The sequence below is a fragment of the Nonomuraea sp. NPDC026600 genome (assembly GCF_040638335.1).
Classification (GTDB): Bacteria; Actinomycetota; Actinomycetes; order Streptosporangiales; family Streptosporangiaceae; genus Nonomuraea.
Genome location: NZ_JBEZYD010000038.1, coordinates 88,754 through 112,131 on the forward strand (window position 1 = coordinate 88,754; position 23,378 = coordinate 112,131).

17 protein-coding genes and 2 pseudogenes are annotated in these 23,378 nt (G+C 70.7%); 5 read left to right on the forward strand and 14 right to left on the reverse strand.

The annotated features are described in order from the left end of the window. Positions 1–7: 7 nt before the first annotated feature. Positions 8–1,390 (forward strand): GH1 family beta-glucosidase, encoded by a 1,383-nt coding sequence (locus AB0F17_RS52230; protein WP_358040124.1) that lies wholly within the window; start codon positions 8–10, stop codon positions 1,388–1,390. A 279-nt stretch (positions 1,391–1,669) separates the two neighbouring features. On the opposite strand, the gene AB0F17_RS52235 is transcribed toward AB0F17_RS52230, so the two are convergent. From AB0F17_RS52235 to AB0F17_RS52265, 7 genes are all read right to left on the reverse strand, one after another. Next, positions 1,670–2,764: a thiopeptide maturation pyridine synthase gene (locus tag AB0F17_RS52235; protein WP_358040127.1), complete on the reverse strand. Its 1,095-nt coding sequence runs from the start codon at positions 2,762–2,764 to the stop codon at positions 1,670–1,672. A gap of 5 nt (positions 2,765–2,769) precedes the next feature. Continuing rightward, entirely contained in the window at positions 2,770–3,729 is a 960-nt protein-coding gene (locus tag AB0F17_RS52240; protein WP_358040130.1) for a lantibiotic dehydratase C-terminal domain-containing protein, read from the reverse strand. Next, positions 3,726–6,173 carry a lantibiotic dehydratase gene (locus AB0F17_RS52245; RefSeq protein WP_358040133.1) on the reverse strand — a complete coding sequence of 816 codons (2,448 nt, stop codon included), beginning with the start codon at positions 6,171–6,173 and terminating at the stop codon, positions 3,726–3,728. The genes AB0F17_RS52240 and AB0F17_RS52245 overlap by 4 nt, the downstream gene beginning before the upstream one ends. Positions 6,174–6,245: 72 nt before the next feature. Next, complete coding sequence (locus AB0F17_RS52250; RefSeq protein WP_358040136.1) at positions 6,246–6,434, reverse strand: thiomuracin/GE37468 family thiazolyl RiPP peptide; 189 nt, start codon at positions 6,432–6,434, stop codon at positions 6,246–6,248. Further along, complete coding sequence (locus AB0F17_RS52255) at positions 6,406–8,148, reverse strand: SagB family peptide dehydrogenase (protein WP_358040139.1); 1,743 nt, start codon at positions 8,146–8,148, stop codon at positions 6,406–6,408. The genes AB0F17_RS52250 and AB0F17_RS52255 overlap by 29 nt, the downstream gene beginning before the upstream one ends. Positions 8,149–8,156: 8 nt before the next feature. After that, on the reverse strand, positions 8,157–10,148 hold the full coding sequence (locus tag AB0F17_RS52260; RefSeq protein ID WP_358040142.1) for a TOMM precursor leader peptide-binding protein: 1,992 nt from the start codon (positions 10,146–10,148) through the stop codon (positions 8,157–8,159). Further along, the gene (locus AB0F17_RS52265; RefSeq protein ID WP_358040144.1) at positions 10,141–12,186 is read right to left on the reverse strand and encodes a hypothetical protein; all 2,046 of its coding nucleotides are present in this window, start codon (positions 12,184–12,186) and stop codon (positions 10,141–10,143) included. Before AB0F17_RS52265 ends, AB0F17_RS52260 begins: the two co-directional genes overlap by 8 nt. A gap of 515 nt (positions 12,187–12,701) precedes the next feature. On the opposite strand from AB0F17_RS52265, the gene rox reads away from it, so the two are divergent. Continuing rightward, complete coding sequence (rox, locus tag AB0F17_RS52270) at positions 12,702–14,126, forward strand: rifampin monooxygenase (protein ID WP_358040281.1); 1,425 nt, start codon at positions 12,702–12,704, stop codon at positions 14,124–14,126. Between the two features lie 17 nt (positions 14,127–14,143). Here the strand turns inward: rox and AB0F17_RS52275 are convergent, their stop codons facing one another. The 4 genes from AB0F17_RS52275 to AB0F17_RS52290 all read right to left on the reverse strand — a co-directional run bounded on the left by AB0F17_RS52275 (position 14,144) and on the right by AB0F17_RS52290 (position 17,325). Further along, positions 14,144–14,380, reverse strand: a complete 237-nt coding sequence (locus tag AB0F17_RS52275) for a hypothetical protein (protein ID WP_358040147.1) — start codon at positions 14,378–14,380, stop codon at positions 14,144–14,146. A gap of 154 nt (positions 14,381–14,534) precedes the next feature. Then, positions 14,535–15,314 (reverse strand): DUF4184 family protein, encoded by a 780-nt coding sequence (locus AB0F17_RS52280; protein ID WP_358040150.1) that lies wholly within the window; start codon positions 15,312–15,314, stop codon positions 14,535–14,537. Positions 15,315–15,730: 416 nt separating this feature from the next. Continuing rightward, complete coding sequence (locus AB0F17_RS52285; protein WP_358040153.1) at positions 15,731–16,945, reverse strand: sigma-70 family RNA polymerase sigma factor; 1,215 nt, start codon at positions 16,943–16,945, stop codon at positions 15,731–15,733. Further along, on the reverse strand, positions 16,945–17,325 hold the full coding sequence (locus AB0F17_RS52290; protein ID WP_358040156.1) for a YciI family protein: 381 nt from the start codon (positions 17,323–17,325) through the stop codon (positions 16,945–16,947). The genes AB0F17_RS52285 and AB0F17_RS52290 overlap by 1 nt, the downstream gene beginning before the upstream one ends. Positions 17,326–17,957: 632 nt before the next feature. Between AB0F17_RS52290 and AB0F17_RS52295 the strand changes: the two genes are divergently transcribed. Then, positions 17,958–19,598, forward strand: a complete 1,641-nt coding sequence (locus AB0F17_RS52295) for a hypothetical protein (RefSeq protein WP_358040159.1) — start codon at positions 17,958–17,960, stop codon at positions 19,596–19,598. A gap of 124 nt (positions 19,599–19,722) precedes the next feature. On the opposite strand, the gene AB0F17_RS52300 is transcribed toward AB0F17_RS52295, so the two are convergent. Next, a complete protein-coding gene (locus AB0F17_RS52300; RefSeq protein WP_358040162.1) occupies positions 19,723–21,399 on the reverse strand; it encodes a CocE/NonD family hydrolase in 1,677 nt (558 codons plus the stop codon). Between the two features lie 35 nt (positions 21,400–21,434). Between AB0F17_RS52300 and AB0F17_RS52305 the strand changes: the two are divergent. Beyond that, positions 21,435–21,647, forward strand: a pseudogene (locus AB0F17_RS52305) (MarR family transcriptional regulator); the annotation flags it as partial. A 261-nt stretch (positions 21,648–21,908) separates the two neighbouring features. Here AB0F17_RS52305 and AB0F17_RS52310 read toward each other — a convergent pair. After that, a pseudogene (locus tag AB0F17_RS52310) lies at positions 21,909–22,070 on the reverse strand (acyl-CoA dehydrogenase family protein); the annotation flags it as partial. Between the two features lie 48 nt (positions 22,071–22,118). Here AB0F17_RS52310 and AB0F17_RS52315 point away from each other — a divergent pair. Further along, positions 22,119–22,475 (forward strand): hypothetical protein, encoded by a 357-nt coding sequence (locus AB0F17_RS52315; RefSeq protein WP_358040165.1) that lies wholly within the window; start codon positions 22,119–22,121, stop codon positions 22,473–22,475. Between the two features lie 249 nt (positions 22,476–22,724). On the opposite strand, the gene AB0F17_RS52320 is transcribed toward AB0F17_RS52315, so the two are convergent. Next, on the reverse strand, positions 22,725–23,339 hold the full coding sequence (locus AB0F17_RS52320) for a TetR/AcrR family transcriptional regulator (RefSeq protein ID WP_358040168.1): 615 nt from the start codon (positions 23,337–23,339) through the stop codon (positions 22,725–22,727). Positions 23,340–23,378: the final 39 nt, after the last annotated feature.

A 23,378-nucleotide genomic window follows, 5' to 3' on the forward strand; every position in this document is an offset into this window, starting at 1 on the left:
AGCTCCAGTGAGGTTTCCCCACGAGTTCGTCTTCGGGTCCGCGACGGCTGCTTACCAGATCGAAGGCGCCGCCACCGAGGACGGGCGCGGCCCGTCGATCTGGGACACATTCAGCCACACGCCCGGTCGCACGTTCAACGGCGACACCGGAGATGTCGCCGACGATCACTACCACCGTCTCGACGCCGACCTCGACCTGATGGCCGAACTCGGGCTCAAGGCCTACCGGTTCTCCATCGCCTGGCCGCGGGTCATTCCGGCCGGCGTGGGCCCGACCAACCAGAAGGGCGTCGATTTCTATTCACGCCTGGTCGACGGGCTTCTCGAACGCGGCATCCGCCCGGTGGCGACGTTGTATCACTGGGACCTCCCCCAGCCCCTGGAGGATGAGGGAGGGTGGACCAGCAGAGCCACCGCCGACGCGTTCGCCGAGTATGCGCGGGTCATCAGCGCCGCGCTCGGGGACCGTGTCGACACCTGGACCACGCTCAACGAACCCTGGTGCTCGGCCTACCTCGGCTACGGCAGCGGCGTGCACGCGCCCGGACACACAAGCAGGCTGGAGCCGCTGCTGGCCGTGCACCATCTCAACCGCGCGCACGGCCTGGCCATCCAGGCGATGCGTTCAGAGGTCAAACCCGACGCCAAGTTCTCCGTCACGCTCAACCTGCACGTGTTCCGCCCGGACGGCCCGAGTGGCGAGACCGCACGCTCCAAAGTGGAGGCTCTGTCGAACGACGCGTTCCTGGGGCCGATGCTGGAGGGTCGCTACACCGACCGGCTCCTGGAAACGACGGTCGGCATCACCGACTGGTCTTTCGTCCAGGATGGGGACCTGGAAACCATTCACCAGCCCATCGACGTCCTGGGCGTCAACTACTACAACACCAACCGGGTGCGGATGTCGGAAGGGTCAGACGATCGGGAGCGCTCTGACGGACATGGCCGCTCGACCACTTCTCCTTGGCCCGGCGCCGAAGACGTCGAGTTCCTCAAGCACCCAGGCCCGCTGACCGAGATGGGCTGGAATATCGATCCGGACGGCCTCCGTGACCTCCTCACCGAGCTTCATGACCGGTACCCGAACCAACCCCTCATGATCACCGAGAACGGCGCCGCCTTCCCGGACACCGTCGACAACGGCGCGGTCCACGACGAGGATCGAATCGACTACGTCCGGCGGCACCTTCAGGCAGTACTCGACGTCATCGAGAAAGGCGTCGATGTGCGCGGCTACTTCTTGTGGTCGCTCATGGACAACTTCGAATGGGCGTACGGATACTCGAAACGCTTCGGAATCATCCGCGTCGACTACGACACCCAGGCCCGCACGCTGAAGGACAGCGCCCGCTGGTACGCCAACGTCATCCGCTCACACGAGCTCTTATGACCATGCTCAGCCGCACGGCTCTCCACTCCGAATTGACCGTCGAAGCCGCCACCGGCCAGATCCCGGACCGGGGGTGTGTGGTACCGGCTCTGTCCCGTAAGTAAGAGGATCATGCGACAGATGCACGGCCGTGCACCGTCCGCATGCCCACCGGCGACCCGCGCCCCGGCGCCGAGGCGGCCGGCTGCACCCGCCCGCGCCAGCCGACGACCCCTCCGAACCGCTCGCGGTCAGGAGTGCCAAGCGGTAACCGTCCGCGGCGCCCCCGTCCGGCCCGGCTCACGGGTGGGCCTCGACGAACGCGCGGATCAGCTCGAACGCCGACACGTCGTACACCTCCTCCACCGCCCCCGCGGCCAGGTGGCAGAGCCGGAAGCGGGCAGGCGGGGTGAGGCCGAGCCGGGTGTTGTGCAGGTAGGTGTAGTTCAGCAGGACGCGGTACCGCAGGAAGGCCGGGTCGGCGAAGACGCGGTCGTAGTAGGCCTGGCTGGAGTACATGAGCTGGTGGAAGGCGCTGAGCTTGGTGAACGAGAGGGCCTGCTCGCGGGAGCCCACGTCGATGAGCCGGTCACGCGCGATGAGAGGCGCGGCCCGGCCGGCGTACGTCTCCATCAGGGCGGCCCACTCGCGGGCGAAGGGCACGGGCGTGCCGGTGTCGCCGTCCAGGGTGGCGATGACCGCGCGCACCCTGCCGGTCAGCTCCTCGCGACGGGCTCGGTAGTCCAGGTCGAAGGCGGCGCGCATGGAGGCGGGGTCGACGCAGCGGGACAGGAAGCTCTCGGCGTGGGAACGGAAGGAGACGAAACTCCGCGTGATCGGGCCCATGACGGTGTGGGCGGTGGCCAGCATGATCGTCAGGGCCAGGCCGTCCTTGGTGTCGTTGCCCTGCCGCACGTGCCGCACCATGCCGAGTAGCAACGGCGTGCTGTCGTTGTAGAAGTCGGCCAGCAGGGCCGCGGCGTCCTCGTCCAGCACCGCGTGGCGGGTGTCGTAGGCGGTGTGGTGCAGGGAGTTGTCCGGATACCAGGGAGTGAGCGGGCCGTCGTCCCGCTCCTGCACGGCGAGCACCCGGTGCTGGGCGAGCAGCGCCCGCTGGTCGAGGACCGCCGTGGAGGGCCGGGTACGCAGGTAGGAGCCGACGATCTCCTCGATGGCGGGTCGCACCACATCCGCCCAGGTGGCGGGGTCCGTCGCGACGTTGAGCCGCAGGTGGGGGCCGCGGCGCCAGTGCCGCAGCATGTGGGCGCCATCGAGGGTGCCGCTCAGCAGGTGCAGCAGCGGGTCGAGGGCGTCCAGCAGCAGGTCGTCCTGCCGGGATACGTCGTGATAGGCGATGTGGGTGCTGTGCCAGCGGGATGGCGCGTGAGTGGTCATGCGGGTCAGCTTTCGTCGAGCGCGGCCATGACGCGCAGCGTGAGCAGGATGAGACGCTCCTCGGCGGCGGGGATGATGCCCAGCCGGTTGTTCAGCAGGTGCGAGCAGCGCAGCAGGATGTACGGCACGGCGGCGGCCTCGGGCCTCAGCAGCCGCGCCAGGGAGCCTGCCGGGGTCGCCACGTCGGAGGGCACCGCGTGCAACTCGGTGAGCCGGTCGCGCAGGGTACGCAGGGAGGCCGCCCAGGCGGCCGGCATGCCCCCGGTCGGCTCGCCCGCGTCGGGCATGCCTCCCGCCGGCTCGGCTTCGCGCGACATGCCCCACAGCCGTCGGGCCTGCCGCAGCAGGCGGTCCCTGTCGCGCTGGAAAGCCTGCTCGACATCCGGCGGAAAGCGGATGCCGGCGCGTAGCCGCGAAGCCAGGACCCGCTCGTCGGGCAGGCAGGCCGCCACGGTGAGGGTGAGCGCCGCCAGACCGGCGGCCGCCCGCCTGCCCCGGTCGGGCCTGGTGGCGAGCAGGCCGAGGGCGAGCCGGCTGGAGTCGGTGAAGTGTTCCTCCACCGCGGCGATGCACGCGTCCTCGCCGTACGCGCGGTGCTCGGGCACGTAGGCGATGAACTCCACCGCGTCGTTGGGGTGCAGGCGCTCGTCGTACCCGGTCAGATCCTCGGCGCGGGCGTACCGGGCCGCGAGCTCCTGGTATTGGCCGGTACGGAACCCGCGCACTGACGGGTGCCCGGCGAAGTAGGCGACGGCCCTGCCTTCGATCAGGTCACGGATCCGCCCGGCGCAGGCCCCGTCAACGGGCTTCACCCTGAGCCGCAGGTGCGGGCCGCCCTCCCAGTAGTGCAGGAAGAAGAACCCGTCAAGTTCCCCGTCCAGCTCCGCCACCAGAGGCGCGACGACCCGCTCGACCAGGGTGTCGGGGGGTCCCGCGTGGAAGAGGTGGGCGCTGATCCAGCTCATGGGCGCTCCGCCCCGGCGTTGACCTGGAACAGGTACTCGGTGACGCGTATGCCGTCGTCCCCGTAACACGGGTTGGCCGCCACGTCGGGCAGGGCCTCCTCCAGCACCACCAGGTCGCCGGGATCGCCGACGGCGCGGGCCAGGTCCAGCAGCACGAAACAGTTGGCCGCGTCCACGTACAGCGGCTTGCGCGCCTTGGTGAACGAACTCTCCGCGGACAGGACACGGGCGAAGAACCGCCGCGGGATGCCACGTTCGGCCAGCCAGCGAGCGAACCGCAGCACGTAGTCCGCCTCGCTCTCACCTTTCCCCGGGGTGGGCACCTCCCCGGCGGGCAGGCGCCAGCGGGCTCGGGCCAGCGTGACCCGCCCGACGTTCAGCCGGGGCGAATGCCCCCTCGGCGCGCCGCCCAGTAGCCGGCCGGGCACCAGGGCCACGGGCGGCTCCCCGAAGACCCGTACCAGGAACGAGTACGCCGGAGGCAGCAGCAAGGGGTTGAGCAGCCCCAGATGCATCGGACGCACGCGTTCGCCGTCGGCGTCGCGGAGCACGAGCAACTCGCGCTCCGCCTCGTACCCGACCCGCAGTTCCGTCAGTGTGAGAGCGCCCGGGTCGTCGCCCGTGGTGAAGGGGTAGTCGATGGCCCGCCCGGCGGATGGTCGCAGGTTGAGGCTCGTACCGAACGCGCCCAGGTTCTCGGCCACGCGGTGGCGGCCGAGGTCGGGCACCTCGTCGGTGACCCGCGTCAGCAGGCGGTGCAGGCGGCCCAGGCCGCGGCCGTACCCGCAGGCGATGGTGTTGACGACCAGTCCCGGCCCCTCCGGCGTGGTGATCGCCTGGCCGTAGCAGCCGATGGAGCGGGGCGGGCGGACGTAGGGGGGCCAGCCGGCGGCGAGCTTGCGTACGAGATCCGGATCGATCCTGATCACGCCCGCCGCGTCCGCGCCCGCGGCCCGCAGCGTCTGCCAGGTCTGGCGGCGCAGGCCGGTGAGGGGGGACGGGGCGGGATCCGGCAGGGGGCGCAGCAGCGCGCCCAGCTCGGCCTCCTGGTGGACCTGCCGGTAGAACCTCAGGAACGGCACCGAAGCGGACGGGCCGTGACGGCGCAGGAAGAAGGCGGAGACCGCCAGCTTGACCGGGAGGTCGGCGTCCAGGAGTCCGAGCAGCTCGCGTACCGCGCCCAGGTCGTCGAAGACCGGCTGCCACCGCTGCCTGCCGCACCGGGTCACGACACCGCTCAGCAGCGCCGTCTCCAGGCTGTGGATGCCCCCCACCTCCTGCGCGCACAGGCTCCGCACCTGCTCGCCGATCTCACCGGCACGCTGAACGCGTTCGGCCGGACGGGTCAGAGCGGGGTAGGTGGCCACGGCCTCGTCGAGCCGCCGCAGCGCCTCGGCGGCCGGGTGGCCGGACGGCAGCCAGCGGGTCAGCTCGCCGAGGGGATCGCGGGACTGGTCCGCATAGGGTCGCCGCCGCTCCAGCAGCCCCGCCTCCATCAGCACCGCCACCGCGCGTCTCGCGTCGTCGCTGCGGTGGGTCGGCCGCGGGTCGGCGCGGACGGTCTCCAGGACAGCGCGTACGGCGTTCGTGGCGGGCACGCTGCTGATCGGCTCACCGGGACCGGTGCCGAGGAACCAGATGCGGCCCTCGTCCTCCGTGGCCGAGGGGTTGACCCGGATCCGTACCCGGTCGCGCAACTCGGGCCGGTCGGCGAGCGCACGCCAGATCCGTTCGGCCACGAACGGGTGCAGCTCGGCCACGCTCCGCCGCACCAGAAGCGGGGCGGGCTCCACCGTCGGCCCGCCCTCCGTCCACCGGCCGAACCCCGCCGCCGTGAACGTGGCGTACGGGCTGGTCTTGGCCGCCGCACGGGCGACATACCGCGCCAGCCGCAGCAACGTCTGCCGCCCGGGCACGACCTGTGCCTGTCCGGCCAGCCACTTGTCCAGTTCGGCCGACAACACCGGGCTGCTCTGGGCCAGGCCGTGGCGGAAGGCGTCAGCGGAGACGATCTCGCGCAGCCGCTCCGTCTTCTCGTGCCGCTCCCCCGCCAGCACGCCGGGCAACCCGGCCAGCAGGACATCTCGCCGTTCCAGCTCGCGCAGCCAGGCCGTGATCCGCTGGGCGAGGTCGTCCGGCAGCGCGTTCAGGACTTCCGGCGACCGCGTTCGCGGCTGTGGACGGCGTCCGCGGAACAACGCCCGGCGCAGCGCCACCAGCAGCGGTTTGAGGTCGGACCCGGCGTTCGCGCCGATGACGTCGTGCAACGCCTCGGACAACGCCTCGCCCTCTCGCGCCACCGCGGCCGACGTGTCCAGCAGTTCGTCAATGACCGACCACGTACGTACGAAGCGCAGCGCCTCGAGGTCGCCGACCGGCATCCCCGCCACCCGCACCCCGAACACGGGCGAGACGTGGCAGCCGTCCTCAGCGCTTCCGGGCATGCGATTCACCTTTCGGGAAGGGGCGGTGTGCCCGGACCCAGTGCCCGGGCACACCTCAGGAGTCGGCTGCGGTCAGTCCTCGTCGAGCGGCAGGGCCACGCCGCTGCAGTTGCCACCGCAGGAACAGTGGAAGCAGGCGATCGACGCCCCGGTCTCGGTCATGCCGTGGCCGGTGGTGAGGAACTCGATGGCGTCGGCGGGCAGCACCTCAATGCTGTCCACCGCGAGGCCCTCAAGGTCGAGGTTGAGCTTTCCGGACATGATGTCTCCCATCGGTTGGGGAACGGTCTGCACCCACGCGTCGCGCAGGTGCGATTCCGCCGCCCGAACCAGCCCCGTCCACCGCCGCAGCGGGGAGAGGCCGGATGAGCGACGGGCCCATGGGGGGCCTGCCGAGCAGCAGGAAGCTCAGCGCCTGCCTGTCGCTGCCCGTCAGGCCGAGTGCCGCCGAGGTGGCGGCGATGGTGCCGTCGGAGTGGATGCGTGCGGAGATGCCGAGGGCGGCGGCGGCCAGCGTGGCCCGGTGCACGGCCAGGCCCGTACCGGCCTGCTGGATGCGGTACCAGCGGTCGCCGAACCACCGGACGCCTGCCATCGGATCGCCCACCGGTACGAGTGCCGCCGCGGCACTGCGCAGGGCGACACGGGTGTTGGGTGCCAGCGGTCCGAGGGGGACGGGCTCGCCGGCCACCCTTGCCAGTTCGCGCCGTCCGGCGTCGTAGCGATAGGCCCCCGCCGGCAGCCCTGCCACGCGCAGGGCGATCAGGTGGAGCGTGACCATGGGGTGGTCGCCCAGGTCACCGGGGCAGTCGGTGGAGGTGACGGCGAGGATCTGGGCGAGCTCCCGAAGGTTGATCGCCTCGGGCCGGTACCCGGTCCGCGGCGATGCCCGGCGGGGGATGCCGTCGGCGAGCCGCGGGGCAGCGGCCGCAGGCAAGGAGAACACCTGGCTCACCGTGGGCATGAGTGCGGACGTCGGCGTTGGCTTCGGCATGGGTGCAGAAGTTGGCGTTGGCGTCGGCATGGGTGCGGGCGTCGGCGTCGGCGTGGCAGCCGGTGCCGGCTCGGGGCTTTCGGGCCGAGCCTCGGGTGCCGGGGCGGCGGCGCGGGTGGCGGCGTGCAGGGCGGCCAAGTGCGGCAGCAGGCCGGTGACCGGCTGCGACTCCGTGGATCTGACCGCGGGCGTGATGACGAGGCTGTCGGGCGAGGACGTGGAGGCGTGCCGCCTCACGGCGAGGCCGTCGGGCGGAGGCGGGGCGACGGACTGCCGCGGAGCAGGGTTGCCGGACGGCGGCTCGGTAGCGTGCTGTCGCACTGTGAGCAGTGCGAGCACGCTTTCTGCGGCGCTGTCCAGGCCGAGCAGCCGGTCGGCCGCGGGGTCGTCGAACCGCAGGTGGAGCGAGGCGGAAAGGTCCAGCCTTTCGGCCACCGCCATGGCCTGCGCGGCGAGGACGCCGATCTCCTGGCACTGCAGGCGGTAGGCGAAGTCACCGTACTTGACACCGTTGCGCCAGAAGACGGCCGACAGCACGAGGACCAGGTCCGGCGGCTGGGGCGGAGGAGCCGAGAGCAGAGCCGTGAGCGCCGGGCGGTGGTCGCCGGACCGCAGCGTCTCCAGTACGTGATGGACGGGGTCGTAGCGGAACAGCCCGGCAGGCAGATCGGGCCCGCCGGCCGCGAGATAGGCCTCGATCGGGTACAGGCCTCCGCCGGACGGCGCGGGACGGCCCACCATGAGCCACGGCGCCTCCCCGACCGGCCGCCCCCGCTCGTCGGCCGGATGTACCCAGTCGGCCCGGACCAGGCCGAGCAGGTCACGCAGCAGTGCCCCGGCCGGACCGGGAGGCGGGGTGAGCCGGGTGCCCCCGAAGTACCGGTTGCACCGGTCCGGAGCGGCACCCCGCGCGACCGGCCCCGCCTCGGAGTCGCGCAGGGCCTGCAGATAGGCGCGGATCGCCGTACCCGTCGTGTCCATGGCGCTCCTCATGGGAAAGGGTGGGGGTCGGGGTTGAGCTCGCCGGGATGCAGGTCGCGCTCCCGGTGGCCGAGGAGGCGCGGCATCCGCAGCAGGCGCGGCAGATCGTGGGTACGGCGGAACCGATGGCCGAAGGTCATCGAGGCGGTGCCGGGCACGAGTACTTTCGCGCAGGCGAAGCCGCCCGCGCGTACCTCGGGGCCGGTGGTGTCGACGGCGATCACATCGAGCCCCGTCGCCAGGTAGCGACCGACCAGTTCGGCCAGGTCGTCGGCCAGGTCGTCGCAGGCGGGCCACCTCTTCGCGGTGATCGGCCGCGGCGGCTCTTCGACCGGCAGGAACGCCAGTCGCCGGAACGCGTCGGGATGCCCGTGGAGCAGGCCGTGGTCGTCCATCTCCCGTACCCGCCCCGGCTCGGCCAGCAGGCGCTCGGCCCGGGCGGCGTCGTAGCGGCGCGTCAGGCCCTCGATGCCGGGCCCGAGTTCGGCCAGGGCGGAGGCCAGGGCGCGTTCGGGGTCGGGGTGGGCGGCCGCCGCGCACACCGCGTACGGACGGCCCGAATCTTTGGAACGTTCCACAGCCATCGCCCAGAACGCGGGCAGTCCCTGCTCCAGGGTGGTGTCGAAGGCCATCACCTGGTAGCCGAGGTCGTACCGGATGCGCGCGGCGGTCATCGGGATCTCGCGGTTCGCGGCCGAGTCCAGGTCGACGCGGGGGGCGGGCAGGCGGGCGTACCAGGTGGTCAGGAACGCGTCCCGTTCGGCGACCTCCAGCAGGCCGTGGAAGATCGCCTCGGTCAGGCAGCCGCCGATCGCGCACCCGTTGGAGCACTCGTAGGCGAATCCGGGGTCGCCCTCGGGACGCGGGCCGTAGTAGGCGAAGCTCTCCGGGACGAGCAGCGGCTCGGCGCGGGCGAAGGAGTAGCCCCACACCCAGGATGCCGGTCGTTTCGGGTCGAAGCGGGCGAAGGGGAAGTTCGGCTGGTCGTACCAGGTGTCCGGGTACAGGCCCAGCGTACGCGGGTCCAGGGCGCGGTCGGCCACTTCGGTGTACGGGGCGCGGACGGTGGTGCGACGGCCGCGGGGGCGCAGGCCCGAGTGGCGTTCCAAGGCTTCTGCCAGGGCGGTGAGTCCGGCCGAGGCGAAGTCGCGGGAGCGGCCGTAGCCGTGGTGGCTGTCGTGCCGCGAGATGCCCGGGCGCAGGTGGGCGATCGCAGTGGCGGTGCCTCCCGCCGTAGCCGTCGCCAGGGATTGGATCAGGCCGGTCTCGGCGTCCACGTACAGGCGTTGCAGGTCCGTCTGGAGCCCGGTCAGGTTCCGTACGCGGAAGACGTCCGGATCGGGCTTCGGCGACGGCCCGAGCACCAGGGCGCGGGGGTGGTCGGCGCGAACGTGGGCGCAATGGGGGCAGAGGGGGTCGGGCAGCAGCGGATGCCGGGTGAGCAGGCCGGTCTCGACCGAGATCCGCAGCAGCGCCCGATGGGTGCGCGCGGCGTCCGGGGCGCGGTGCAGCAGCCCGGCCTCGGCTGCCACCAGCGTCCCGACGGTGGCGGCCAGCAGCGGGGTCAGCAAGGAGCAGGGGCGGGTGACCGGTTCCTGTCCGTACCGCTCCCGCAGCGCGCGCCGCGCGATCGCGTCCTTCCGGTTGCCGGTACGCCTTCGCTCGGCGCAGAGCGGGCACCCGGGCAGCTGGGGCCGGGCCGACGGGCCGATCAGCACCCAGCCGGTGTCCACGCGCACCGGCAGCCAGGGGATCCGGGCCGCAGCGGCCTGCCGGAGAAGGTGCCCGAAGTCGCGCGTGTCAGCGGCGTCGCGGGCCGTCACCAGTACGTCCGGCGCGTCGAGGTCGCCGGGCGGGCCGGTCAGCGGACCGCGGACGGGCGCCTGCGGCAACGCCGACGCCACGGCCTCGCGCAGGCGTCCGGACCCCAGCAGCGCCACCCGCGGCGGGGTGGGGCGCAGTTCGTCGGCCGCCGGTGGGCGGGCCAGGACATCAGTCATCGCACAACACCACCCGGACCACGTACGGGAGCAGTTCGGCCGCGGCCGGGTCATGGTGCAGCGGCGTCACCACCGGCACGTACCCGGCCTCCCGCAGCGCCTCGGCCAGGACCTTCCACTCCGGCTCTTCCTCCTCCACCCACCACGGCGGGGCGGGATCGGCGTAGGCCGGCTGGCGCGCGGTCCGCGCCTGCCAGGCCAGCAGCGCGCGCTCCAGCGCGTCCCGCAGCGCTTGGACCGGGGTGGTCGCGCAGGCCACCGAAACGGCCGAACCGCAGGCCACGGCGTAGGCGGGGAGCCGGAGAACGCTGGTGAAGTCGCGAATCTCCGGCCGCTCCCCTGCCGTGCGCAGCAGGTGCAGCAGGTGAGCTGCCTCAGCGTCGGTTGCGGGGTCGGCTTCGGGCCCGGCGGCCGGACCGGATTCGCGACCGGTGTCGGCGTCGGCGTCGGCGTCGGATGTGATGTGGGCGCGTAGCAGCGCCTCGGCGTGTGAGCGCAGCCCCGCCGCCAGTGCGGCCGCCCATGACAGCCCTGCTCCAGCCCCTACCGGTGGCCTGCGATGTCCTTCGGCCGGGGTGGCTGCCCATGACGGTCCGGCGCCCGGTCTGCGGGGCCCTTCGGTGAGGTGGGAGGTCAGGGGCAGGCGGCGTGTGCGGCCGGTGAGTGGTTCGAGGCCCCAGAACGTGGTGGCTCCGGTGGCTTCGGCGGCCAGGGTGCCGTAGGTCGCGCAGGCGGCCAGCAGTGCACGCAGCCGCGCGGTTCGCCGGTCGCGTCCCCAGCCGACGACCTGCGGCGGGGGAACCCAGCCGGGTGAAACCCGGTGCGGGTTGGAGATCACCGCCCGGCACACCGACACCGGGACCTGGACCAGATCCTCCTCATCCAACGTGCCCAGCAACCCCGTGCGGGGGTCCACGTGTGGCTTCGCGCGTTCGAGCAGGGCTTCCGGCGTGATCGGCTCGGACGCCTGCAGTCGCTCGACCGTCGCACGGAGTTCGGCCTCGCCGTGCTGTACGGGAAACGTCCACGGCACGATCCGGTGGCGATGCGTTTCCAGCGTACGCAGGTCCACCCGGGTCGCCGCCGGTCGCTCCGACGGTTGCGCCAGGCCGGTGAGGTGGGCGAAACACGACAGGGCCACCTGCGCGGCCAGCACCACTGGGACCGGGCCGGTGAGCAGGTTCGCACCGTCCTCGTCCTCGTCCTCGTCGCCGAACGGCAGACCGGCCAGCCGTCGCCAGCACGAGAGCGCCGAGGCCGCCGGGCCCGGACCGACGATCCATGCCTCGGCAGGGCGCAGCAGCACCTGGCCCAGCGCCACGTCGGCCGGGCATGTCCGTGCCGTCGCGATCAGCTCCGCCACCTCCGTGCCGACCTGCAGCACCACGTCAGCGCCCACCCGCAGCGGTCCGGCGGTGTCCGCGTCCACTCGCGAACCTGGCAGCGATCCGGCAACGGTGTCGACGTCCATCCGCAGGCTCAGCAGAAGGTCGGGGGTGGTCGCGTCCACCCGTACCCGCTGGTCCTCGTCGCGGCGCGCGCGAGCCGCCGTCTCCTCCAGCCGCATGATCTCCTCGGCGGGGGCAACCACCCGGACCTGACGCCAGCCGGAGACCAGACCCGCCTCCAGCAGGGCGGCGAGCACCGGGCCGTGCCCGGCCAGGGTGACGCGGGCCTGGCGCAGCCGTTCGAAGCGGCGTTCCGCCGAGCTCAGCCGGTGACGGACGAAGGCGATCTCGGCGGCGTAGATCTGTCGTTCGCGTTCGCCCAGCCCGTGTGGCTCCTCGTCGGAGGCGTCGATGACGAACCCCTGGCCCGCCAGGGTCTGGACGAGGTCGGCGACCATCCGGCGGCGGTCCGGAGGAAGGTCCGCGGTCAGCTCGGCCAGGGTATGCTCGCCGGTCAGGTAAGGAGCGAGCCTGTCGAGCCAGTCGTGAGCCTGCGCGCCTTTCAGAGTGCACGCGCCGTGGTCCGCGTGAACATACGCGCCCTCGTCGCAACGCACGTAACGGACGTCGTCCCGGAGGCGTGGTCGCATGACATCTCCTGGTGTCCTTCGTCCCGCTGTAGCTTAGAGTAATGGCAAAGATACAATCCGTGTTCGGCTATGTATAGCGATTTATTTGCCCAGCTCAGATGGCACACGCGGTGATCGACTTCATGTCCGGGGGCGGGGGCCGGGCCGCCACGCCGGACTCGCCCGGCAACCGCACGGGCCCGTTCGGAGTCGTGATCACGTGGCTGGAAAAGGATTGGACGGGATGATGCTCAGGCTTGTAGCTTGCAGTTGATCGTGACACCGCCCGAGGAGGTGAGACCCATGAACGCTGTATCGATGTGGGTGCTCCCCCTTGCCGTCATGGTCGGGCGATTGACGTAGGTGTCGCCGGGAGCGCCTCGCCAACAAGGCACTCCCGAAAGGCAACACCTATGCACTCTCAGCAGGTCACCCCCGAGCCGCCGTCGAACGACAGGGGCGAGCGCGACTCCACGGTGGGCGACGTCCCCGGAGTTCTCGGGTCGCCGGCCTCCGGCGCCGATCGCGCGCCCCTCATCTTCGATGTGATCATTGCCGGGTGCGGGCCGACCGGTGCGATGCTGGCCGCCGAACTGCGGCTGCACGATGTGCGGGTACTCGTTCTGGAGAAGGAAACCGAGCCCGTGTCGTTCGTCCGCATAGTCGGTCTGCATATTCGCAGTCTCGAGCTGATGGCGATGCGCGGACTGCTGGATCGCATCCTCCAGCATGGAAGACAGCGTCCGGCCGGCGGTTTCTTCGCCGCCATCCCCAAACCCGCGCCCAAGGGCCTGGATTCCGCGTACGCCTATCTGCTGGGCATCCCGCAGCCGGTCATCGAACATCTGCTCGAAGAACATGCGACCGAACTGGGTGCGCAGGTCCGGCGCGGTTGCGCGGTGGCCGGTTTCGAGCAGGACGACGAAGGCGTGACCGTCGAGCTGGCCGACGGGGAACAGCTGCGTTCGCGCTATCTCGTCGGCTGTGACGGCGCGCGCAGTACGGTGCGTAAACTGCTCGGCGTCGGCTTCCCCGGCGAGCCCTCACGGACCGACACGCTCATGGGCGAGATGAAAGTGGGTGTACCGCAGGAGGAGATCGCCGCCAAGGTGACCGAGATCAGCGGGACCCATCAGCGATTCTGGCTCCGGCCCTTCGGCGAAGGGGTCTATAGCGTCCTGGTCCCCGCCGCGGGAGTCAGCGACCGCGCGGAACCGCCTACCCTCGAGGATTTCAAACAACAGTTGCGCACCATCGCCGGAACCGATTTCGGCGTGCACTCCCCGCGCTGGTTGTCCCGCTTCGGGGATGCCACCCGGCTGGCCGAACGTTATCGGGTCGGGCGGGTGCTGCTGGCCGGCGATGCGGCACACATCCATCCACCCACCGGCGGACAGGGCCTCAACCTGGGCGTTCAGGACGCATTCAACCTCGGCTGGAAACTGGCCGCACAGATCCGCGGCTGGGCCCCGGAATCACTGCTGGACACCTACCAGGCCGAACGTCATCCGGTCGCCGAGGACGTGCTGGACAACACTCGCGCCCAGATGGAACTGCACTCCACCGAACCGGGCCCGCAGGCCGTGCGCAGGCTGCTCACCGAACTGATGGACTTCGACGCGGTGAACCGCTATCTGATCGAGAAGATCACCGCGATCGGCATCCGCTACGACTTCGGCGAGGGCCCCGACCTGCTCGGCCGCCGCCTGCGCGACATCGACGTGAAACAGGGCCACCTCTACGGTCTGCTGCATCGCGGCCGCGGCCTGCTGCTGGACCGCACCGAACGCCTGACCGTCGGCGGCTGGTCAGACCGGGTCGATCACCTCGCGGATCCCACTGCGGTACTGGATGTTCCGTGCGTCCTGCTACGCCCCGACGGCCACGTCGCCTGGATCGGCGACGATCAGCAGGACCTGGACGACCACCTCTCCCGCTGGTTCGGCGAGCCCGCCAACTGATTTCGCCTGAGCAGTGGTCACTTAGGACCGGTGGTCGGCTCGTCCCCGTTCGAGATGACGACCACTCCCGACCCGGTGTCGGGGATGGCGGTCACCTTGGGCCCTTTCCCGTCCCCGGGGCCAGGATCGGAGACGATGACGGTCCCGGGGTCCGCCGGTTCTGTCACGTCGGCCTGGGCGATGCCGCCGGTGCACGCCAGGGCAAGTACCGAAAAGGCCAGCGCGCTTACGGCCCGGCCCAACTGTCTGCGCATCGTGGAAGCTCCTCACCAGGAAGTCGGCCACCCCCTTCACCTGTGAGGCGTGCCATCCCGTTCCACTCGTCGCTCGGCGGAGCCGCGACCTATCCCCTGGCTCACCGGTGAAGCGGCCGGCAAACGCCCACTCGTGCCCAGCCGGTCGCCGGCCTCACCGGCCGCTGCCGGGCTGGTCGGCCGCCGCCTCACGCGACGAGCCCCGGCCCCGCAATGCCGTCCAGCCGTGCCAGGCGAGCACGTAGCAGGCAAGTATCAACGCCGCTCCGTCGACCCCGCCCAAGATCATGCTTCGTACCAGGTCGTAGTCGCTCACCGCGGCACGATCCGAGGCCGCTCCGCAAGCGGCGCCCGCTGCCATGGCCAGCGCGGCCGCGGCCAGCACCACGCCGCGCGCCCGGCCCAGCACCACCCCCGGGCCCCGCCCAGGCTGGACCGGCGCGCGCCGATACCACAGCACGAGCCATCCGGCCAGGATCACCAGGCCGCCTGCCGAGCTGACGTACATCAGCATGTTGAACACCCGGTGCGCGCCGATGACCGGCTGCCGCAATGCCTGCCAGTGCGCCACCGCGAACCCGCCGACCTGCGTGAAGGCGTCCCAGAGCAGATGCGTGGCCATCCCGGCGAGCAGCGCGGCCACCACCGCCGCAGGCGTCGGCCGCGCCGGCTCCGGCAGCCGGACACGCAGCCCGGCAGGAGCCAACGCGGTCAGCGGCGCCCGCAGCACCTGGTGGAACACCACCAGCAGCACCACACCTGCCGGCAGGCCCAGGACAAGCGGCCCCCACCACGCGTGCGTGCTCGCCGACGAGAACGGTAGCGGCAGATAGTACGGCGCGTCGGGAATCACGGCCCCGATGGCCAGCGCCGACGACGGCAACCATCGCCGCACCGGCAAGATCGCTGCAACATGGCTCACGGTGAAGGGCACACGCCATTATCGGCGCCTCCCACCCGGACGGCGACCTTGATCGACAAAACCCGGCCCTCGCCGTACCTTCCTCCCGCTTCCCGCTGGTGGTCGGCGACCGTGAGAGCGCCGAGTCGCAACTCGGCGAATCGCTCTGGGACAGAGCAATGGTGCAGCTCTCCGGCAGGAGAACGAAGGCCCTCAACGAAGAGCACGCAGCCCGGACAACAACACCACCGCCCGGCATCTGGTCAACAAGGTCCCGGTCGACCAGGCCGGTGAAGTCGTCCGGCAGCGTCCATCGGCTCTGGCCATGTGAAACAGCGGCGCGACCTGAATGACCTGGTCGACGCATGTTCAGTGAGGCCTTCGTCAAACCTGGCACGTTCGCGACCGATTTCGCCGACACCGCATCCCGGCCGGCCGAGCCGGAGAAGTCAGCCCAGCGCGGCCGCCTTGCGCAGCAGCACTGAGCGTTCGCGCTGGTTGGCGCACAGCCGGGCCGCCAGCTCCAGCTCGGCGCGCGCCTCCGGTCGCCGGCCGAGGCGGGCCAGCAGCTCCCCGCGTACGGTAGGAAGCAGATGCGAACCGGGGAGCCGGTCCGAGGCGATCAGCTCGTCCACGATGGCCAGGGCCTGCGCCGGACCCGAGGCCATGGCCACGGCGACGGCCCGGTTGAGCTCGACCACCGGCGAGGGCGCGACCCGGCCGAGCGCCTCGTAGAGCACCACGATCCGGTCCCAGTCGGTCGCCTCCACCGACGGCGCCGACGCGTGGGTGGCCGCGATCGCGGCCTGCAGGCCGTAGGGGCCGAGGCCGCGAGTCGATGCCTTGGCCAGCGCGGCCAGCCCACGGCGGATCGCCGAGAAGTCCCACCGCCGCCGGTCCTGGTCCTCGAGCAGGACCGGCGAACCGTCCGGGCCGGTCCGGGCCGGGAAGCGCGCGGCCGTCAGCTCGCACAGCGCGAGCAGGCCGTGCACCTCCGGCTCGTCCGGCTGCAGCGCGGCCAGCGTTCGGGCCAGCCGGATCGCCTCGTACGCGACGTCGGGGCGCAGCAGCCGGTCGCCTGAGGTGGCCGTCGACCCCTCGGTGAAGATCACGTAGACGACGCTGAGCACGCCGCCCAGCCGTTCCCGGCGCTCACCGGCCGGCGGCAGCTCGAACGGCACCCCGGCCGCCGCGATCGTCTTCTTGGCCCGGGTGATGCGGGCCTGGACGGTCGGCACGGGTACGAGGAACGCGCGGGCGATCTCCTCGCTGGACAGGCCGCCGACCACGCGCAGGGTCAGCGCCACCCGGGCCTCCGGAGAGAGCACCGGGTGGCAGCTCACGAACATCAGCGCCAGGACGTCGTCGTCGATCCTGTCGGGGTCGATGTCTTCGTCGACCGCCGGGTCGGCCGCCAGCAGGGCGTATCTGTCCTGGAGGGCGGTCCGGCGGCGGATCGCGTCGATCGCCCGCCGGCGGGCCGTGGCCATCAGCCAGCCGGCCGGATTGGCCGGAGAGGCAAGCGGCCACGACACCAGCGCCTCGGCCACCGCCTCCTGGGCGGCATCCTCGGCCAGCCCGAAATCGCCGGTGAACCGGGTCAGCGCGGCGACGATCCGCGCCGACTCGATCCGCCAGACGGCCTCGACGTCGGCCATACCCATCAGCGCTGGACGGTGCTGTCCTGCGGGACCTCGTCCTCCCCGGGCACCCGCCGGATCTCGATCTTGGACCCGGGGGCCGCCGGGACCCGCTTGGCCCACTCGACCGCCTCCTGCTTCGAGGCGACGTCGAGCAGGAAGAAGCCCCCGAACAGTTCCTTGGTCTCGCCGTACGGCCCGTCCGTGACCACCGGGGCCTCGCCGCTGAAGTCGACCACGACGCCCTTGCCCGGATCGTCCAGCCCTTCGGCCCCGAGGAGAACGCCGGCCTTCATCATCTCCTCGATGAAGAGGCGGGTCCTGGCAATCCCCTCCTCGATCGAGGCCATCATGGCAGCGTTCGACTCATCGGTGCCCCGCATGATCAGCATGTACTTCGACATCGCGTTCTCCTCATCCGGCGGGGCCGCCTCTCGGCCCTCGCACCCACATGTCGAACGAGCGGCCCGCGGATCGACACGGCCCCGGAGAAATTTCTCGCCGCGACGCAGCCGATCCCTCCGACCCGCGTTTCGCCCGTCAGACCGGCCCCTGAGCGATGGCTGACGCGGACGCCCCGCTGACCAGAAAGCTTAACGTCGCAGCTTTGGAAGGCGGCGACGCTCACACGGATCTGGGGAGAAAGCATTCGGGACGCGGCCAGTGATTCTTTCCGCTACATAGTCAAGCGAAATACGTAGCTGGTCAGCTGCTCGAAGGTCTGTCAGGCCGCTTCCAGGCGGTCACCTCCCGCTCGTGGTGCACGGCGTCGTCGTATTCGCTTCGCCGCCGGCGGGTGGGTCATGACTTAGGTGATGGCCGAGGGACGGGTCCGCCCTTCGAATCACGACACCGAAGGTGCCCTGGACGGCAATGCCACACTATGCGAATATACGTTCGATTGACGGAGATCATCAGCGGAAGCGAGTCCTCCAGTCATGTCGGGGTCCTCGCTTCTCCCCTTCTCATCCAGAACGGAGTGCATGTGCGCCCATCAACCTCTGGCCGTGCCCCTCTATCCCGCCGATTAGTCGCCGTGGCCGGATCCCTGCTCCTGATGGCGGCCCTGCTCGTCACTCAGGCGCCCATCGCCGCGACCGCTGCGGCCGCCGCGACCGTCACCGACCTCGGCGTCGCCGGGAAGGGCGGAGACGTGGTGGCGCGCGGCAGCAAGGTCTTCGTCGCCGCCGGCGACCAGATCGTGGTCGCGTCCATCGACGGCAAGGTCATCAACACGATCTCCGGCCTGTCCGGTGCTGTCGCCCTGGCCTCGCCGGAGACTGGCAGGAAGGTGTACGCGGCGCTGCGCGATTCGCATGAAGTGATCGAGATCGACACCACCACGCTCGCCATCACCAAGCGCATCGACCTCACCGCGTACCCGTGCCCGTCGAGCCTGGCGCAGTCGTACAACCGGCTGTGGATCGGATTCGGTTGCGGCGAAGCGGGAGAGGGAGGCGTTCTCGGCCTCATTCCGGCAGCGGCGACACCCACCCCCGTCCGGGTCGGGCCGGCCACGACCCAGGCTCCGCTCGTCGCCGTCGCCGGGAACACGCTGGTGGCCGGGGAGCCGGGAGTCAGCCCCGCCACAGTCAAGGTGTACGACATCAGCACCACGCCTGCCACTTCGCGCGGCGAGATCCGCGGAGACGCGAACGGGCTGCCGGCCCTGCGGGATCTCGCACTCGCCGAGTACGGGTCGGCGGCGCTGTCGGCGTTGGACGACACCCGCCAGTTCGACGCCTGGGACACGACAGCCCTGACTCAGGGCCGCGCCTACGACAGCAGCGGATTCGGCGAGCACGGCCTCCCCACCGCTGTCGCGGCCAGCCCGAACGGCGCCTACGTCGTGGGCGGCTGGAACTCCTCCGCGGGCGACGCGGCGGAGCTCGTGGTGTACGACGCGACCACCGCGGAGGTCATCTACACAGCCGCCCACCAGGGGAAGGCGGTGGTGGCGGGCAGCATCGAGTTCTACGGCACACTCACCTTCGCGGTTTTGAAAGAGCCCGGCACCGGACGGATGCACCTGTGGCGGTTGCCGCCCTCGCCCTACCACTCCTCCACGCTGACCTTGACGGCTCCCTCCAAGGTGACCGCGCTCAAGCAGTCGACCCTCAGCGGACGACTCACGCTGAGCAGCGGACTGCCACCCGGCGTACAGACGCTCGAACTGTACCGCTGGCTCCCCGACGGCACCTCCAGGCCCTTCCAGGAGATCACCACGGCGGCGGACGGGACCTACCAATTCACCGACGCCCCGCCGTCCATCGGGGCGTTCAAGTATCAGGTGTACTGGCCGGGCAACTCATGGTTCTGGGGCAGCGGCTCCTCGGTGACCGTCACGGTGGCCTTGTACGAGCCGACGCTCACCGTGACCGGACCGGCGACGGGCAACGTCGGCGAGCGACTCGAATTCAGCGGAACCTTCGGCGCCGACGGCATCACCTTCCCGCAGACGATCATCACCGTCTCGCGCAAGGTCGTCAGCCCGGATGGCACCGCCACCTCGAAGCACCTGGTGAAGTTGATCGCCGCCGCCGACGGGTCGTTCAGCTTCGCCGATACGCCGACCACGGCCGGCGAACACACGTACACCATCCACTTGTTCGGCAACTCGACCAGCGAGTCAGCGCGCACCACCCACGTGGTCACCGTCCTCCAGCCGCCCGCGTAGCATCCCGACGCCCGGGTGACGGCGATCCGAATCGCCGTCGCCCATGTCTCCCGTCCCACGGCGAGCCGTGCCTACGTGGTCTGGCTTGCCCTCGCGCACCTGACGACAACTCTGCTGACTTGCTTCACCCTGCCTCATGTGGTGGGTGGGTGACCGGAACGATGACCCGCGTGGTCGACAGGTCGATTGTCCGGCGTGACGGTCGCATCCTGGTTGAGGTGGCTGGGTCGTCGCCGGTTCCCAGGTTGCGTTCCCAGCGGGGATGCAATCCGCCGGCGATGATCAGCCGGATCCGGTTACCTGGCGCGAAGCAGTGGGCGACGGCGTCGAGCTCCAACCGAACCACGCCCGGGGGTTGCACAGGGTCGAGCCGGACGAATCCGTCGCTGATGTTGCGTGAGCGGCCGTTGGCATCGACTTCCGAAAGGCGGACGAACAGGTCGGCGAAGGGGTTGTCGGAGCTGTGCCCTACCTCCACAACGGGGCTGCCGATGACCTCAAGCCGTGTGGTCAACGGGTCTGACGTGAATGCCAGCACGTCGGAACGCGAGGCGAGCGCGCTGTCATCGGTGTAGCCGGCGGTCATTCCCGGGGAAAGCTGTGTGACGAAGGCGCCGCCGCACGTGGGGGTCGGATTCGCCGGGTCATAGGTGAACTCGCCGACTTCGCCCGGGTGGGCCGGTAGTGCGGCCAAGGTCTTGCCGGAGCGGGGATGAAGGACCTGCTCATCCGTCGTCGGCGGCCAGGTCGCAAGGTCGCGCCACCCCGCGTCGGGGCCGCTGACGAACACCCTGACCGGCATGGCGCGGCACCGGTCGCCTGATCCGGCCAGATGCTCGTCGAACCAGGCGAGGGCTTCGGGAAGCAGGACACCGGCGCCTACGGCGCCGCCCTGGGCATGCGTCCATGGGCCGACGGTGAGTCCGGCGTCGACGCCGCGATCGGCCAGCCGCGCGTATCCGGCCAGGGTCGGGCGGAGGAAGCCGTCCTGCCAGCCGCCCTGCAGCAACACGGGGACGTGCACCCGTTCCAGCGCGTCGGTCAGATCGGCGCTCTTCCACCATGCGTCGCCCAGGTCCCGTCGGCTGACCCATTCGTGATACCAGGACGCCTTCCCGTCCATCAGTTTCTCGGCGGCGCCGGTCAACGGCAGGGCCGCCAGGGCCTTTCGAACGCGGCCCCGGGAAGAGAGAACCGCAAGGATGCGCGGCAGGATGGGTTTCTCCTGCTTGGTCGTGACGAACGACCACTCGAACATCGTGCTGAGCAGAAACGCCCCGCCGGTGTAGACGAATGCGCCCAAGTCGTGCGGCGCGCACGCAATGACCGCGGTCACCAGCTCTGGAGGCGGATCCATCAGCATCGCCCACTGGGTGAAGCCGAGATATGAATAGCCGTGCGTGGCAAAGCGCCCATCGAACCACGGCTGCTCGCGCATCCAAGCGACGATGTCGGCCGCATCGTCGACCTCCCGCCTGAACGGTTCGAAGGTTCCCCCCGATCCGAACGTCCCCCGGCACCGGACCAGCACGACCCGATGACCACGGCAGGCGAACACTCCGCCCGTCATCGCCGTGCCGATCACGTTGTAGCCGTACGGCGAGGTGATGAGAATCGTTCCCGACACCGGCCCCTTCGGTTCGTAGAGGTCGGCGAGCAACTCGACGCCGTCCCTCATCGGGATCCGCAGGTCGCGGGTCACGGTGTAGCTGCTCGTCGGAGCAGGAAGCCAAGCGTACTTCGACCACTGCAGGTCGGCCAGCCGTTGCCACAACGTCCGATCCTTGGCTCGCTGGTTCATCTCTCTCCTCCGCCCGCAACGACGAGACCGATGAGATCGGCGGCTTCGTCGAGCGGTCCGCCTCCACTCTCGCTGATGCCGGCTTTCCACGTCTCGCCGCCCGGGTGTTCGCGACCCTTCTGGTCAGCGAGACCGGGCGCATGACCGCGGTCGAACTCGCGGAGAAGTTGCACGCCAGCATGGGCGGAGTCTCGGGCGCCGTCCGCTATCTGGTCCGCATCCGCCTCATCCGCACCGAGCGGGATCCCGGAACCCACCGACACGCCTACGTCGTCGACGATTCCTGGTATGAGGCCACGGTCACCGCGAACCCGTTCCTCGAACGGGGCGAGGCCGACCTCCGAGAGGGCATCGCCGCCCTCGGCGACTCACCGGCGGCCGACCGGCTGAACGAGACACTCGAACTCATCCGGTTCCTCAGGGACGAGACCCACGCGTACACGATCCGGGGTGGGTGCGCTGTGCCGACGCCCTCTCAGACCTTGAGGGAGTCGCTGCTGCTCGTGGTGTCAGCGGAACGCCGGTTGGCCAGTCAGCGCCTGGCCGATGATCAGCGTGTGCATTTCCACGGTGCCCTCGTAGGTCAGGATCGACTCCAGGTTGTTGGCGTGCCGGATGACCGGATACTCCAGGGAGATGCCGTTGGCACCCAGGATCGTGCGGGCGGTACGGCAGCCATCCTCATCTCGGCGGACGCCGACGCCGTCGCGCCGCACGAGGTGGAGCCGTTCGGACCCGTCGTCTCCGTGCTGGCCTACCGCGACACCGCCCACGCCGCCGAGCTGCTCGCCCGCGGCCGGGGAAGCCTGGCCGCCTCCCTGGTCAGCGACGACACGCCCTGGACGACCGGCTTCCTCCTGGAAGCGGCGCCATGGCACGGAAGGCTGCACATCCTGGACTCTGTGACCATGACGCAGACCACTGGCCACGGATCACCGCTGCCCGCCCTCAAGCACTGCGGCCCCGGCCGCGCGGGCGGAGGGGCAGAGATGGGCGGGATGCGCGGCGTCGTCGACCTGATGCAGCGAACCGCCCTCCAGGCATCCCCGGCACTGCTCGCCACACTGCGGAGCTGAAGCGCAGGGGTCATGCCCTTTGGGGTGGCGCAGTCAAGTCTCCGGGCTGGAGCGCAACGGCGCCATCCGTCGTAGGAGTGAGCGCCCGCAGCCCCAGGACATCGGCGGCACGTGTCCGTTGATCTGATCGCTCCGCTGCCGGCTGGCGGCCTGCCATGTCGACCACCCGCTTTCCGGCTCTTGAACAGGGCGGAGGGCTGGACGCGCCGACGGCCTTGCCCGCCACTGCGCGCAGTGCGGCGGTGAGCCTCACGGCCGGGGCACGAATCCGCTGCTGAGGGCGTCGAACAGGCGCTCCAGGCGGGCGCTGTGGTCGGCTGCGATGGCGTCGGCCGGTTCTCCGGCGATCAGGAGCCGGGCGGTCTCCACCAGTACGGCGGCGTAGCCGGCGATGAAGAAGGCGGCGAGCAGCGGGGCGTCGCCGTCGAAGGCGGGGTCGTGTTCGAGCTCGCCGGCGAGGGCCTGTTGGAGGTCGGAGGCGATCTCCCTGGCGCGGGCGACCAGCGCGGGCGAGGCGGCGACGGTCCGGAAGAAGGGGACGGATCCGTCCTTGAGGCCGGACAGGGCGTGCCGCTCCTCGAGGAGACCGAACGCCATATCACGCAGGGACTGGAGCACTCCGGCATCCGGGGCGCGGTCTTGCACCGCTGAGCGCAGGAGCCCGACGGCGTCGACCTCGCGGTCCAGGAGGAGGTCCTCCTTGCGCGGGAAGTGCTTGAAGACCGTCACGGCCGAGACCCCGGCCTCCCGCGCGACCTCGGTGACCGTGACCGTGTCGAAGCCGCGTTCGAGGAACAGCCGGGTCGCGACCTCTGAGATCTTCGCGCGCGTCCGCGGTCCGCCTCGCGCTCCGGTTCTGGGCATCCCAGCCCCACTTTCTTGTGTCACTTAACTTAGTCGCAT

What these genes read in the sequence shown, in the direction of transcription:
- AB0F17_RS52285 (WP_358040153.1), bottom strand. Translation starts at nt 16,945, where the DNA reads ATGGGTATGGCCGACGTCGAGGCCGTCTGGCGGATCGAGTCGGCGCGG.
- AB0F17_RS52300 (WP_358040162.1), bottom strand. Translation starts at nt 21,399, where the DNA reads ATGAACCAGCGAGCCAAGGATCGGACGTTGTGGCAACGGCTGGCCGAC.
- AB0F17_RS52255 (WP_358040139.1), bottom strand. Translation starts at nt 8,148, where the DNA reads ATGGACACGACGGGTACGGCGATCCGCGCCTATCTGCAGGCCCTGCGC.
- AB0F17_RS52265 (WP_358040144.1), bottom strand. Translation starts at nt 12,186, where the DNA reads ATGCGACCACGCCTCCGGGACGACGTCCGTTACGTGCGTTGCGACGAG.
- AB0F17_RS52275 (WP_358040147.1), bottom strand. Translation starts at nt 14,380, where the DNA reads ATGCGCAGACAGTTGGGCCGGGCCGTAAGCGCGCTGGCCTTTTCGGTA.
- AB0F17_RS52235 (WP_358040127.1), bottom strand. Translation starts at nt 2,764, where the DNA reads ATGACCACTCACGCGCCATCCCGCTGGCACAGCACCCACATCGCCTAT.
- AB0F17_RS52240 (WP_358040130.1), bottom strand. Translation starts at nt 3,729, where the DNA reads ATGAGCTGGATCAGCGCCCACCTCTTCCACGCGGGACCCCCCGACACC.
- AB0F17_RS52245 (WP_358040133.1), bottom strand. Translation starts at nt 6,173, where the DNA reads ATGCCCGGAAGCGCTGAGGACGGCTGCCACGTCTCGCCCGTGTTCGGG.
- AB0F17_RS52320 (WP_358040168.1), bottom strand. Translation starts at nt 23,339, where the DNA reads ATGCCCAGAACCGGAGCGCGAGGCGGACCGCGGACGCGCGCGAAGATC.
- AB0F17_RS52250 (WP_358040136.1), bottom strand. Translation starts at nt 6,434, where the DNA reads ATGTCCGGAAAGCTCAACCTCGACCTTGAGGGCCTCGCGGTGGACAGC.
- AB0F17_RS52290 (WP_358040156.1), bottom strand. Translation starts at nt 17,325, where the DNA reads ATGTCGAAGTACATGCTGATCATGCGGGGCACCGATGAGTCGAACGCT.
- AB0F17_RS52260 (WP_358040142.1), bottom strand. Translation starts at nt 10,148, where the DNA reads ATGACTGATGTCCTGGCCCGCCCACCGGCGGCCGACGAACTGCGCCCC.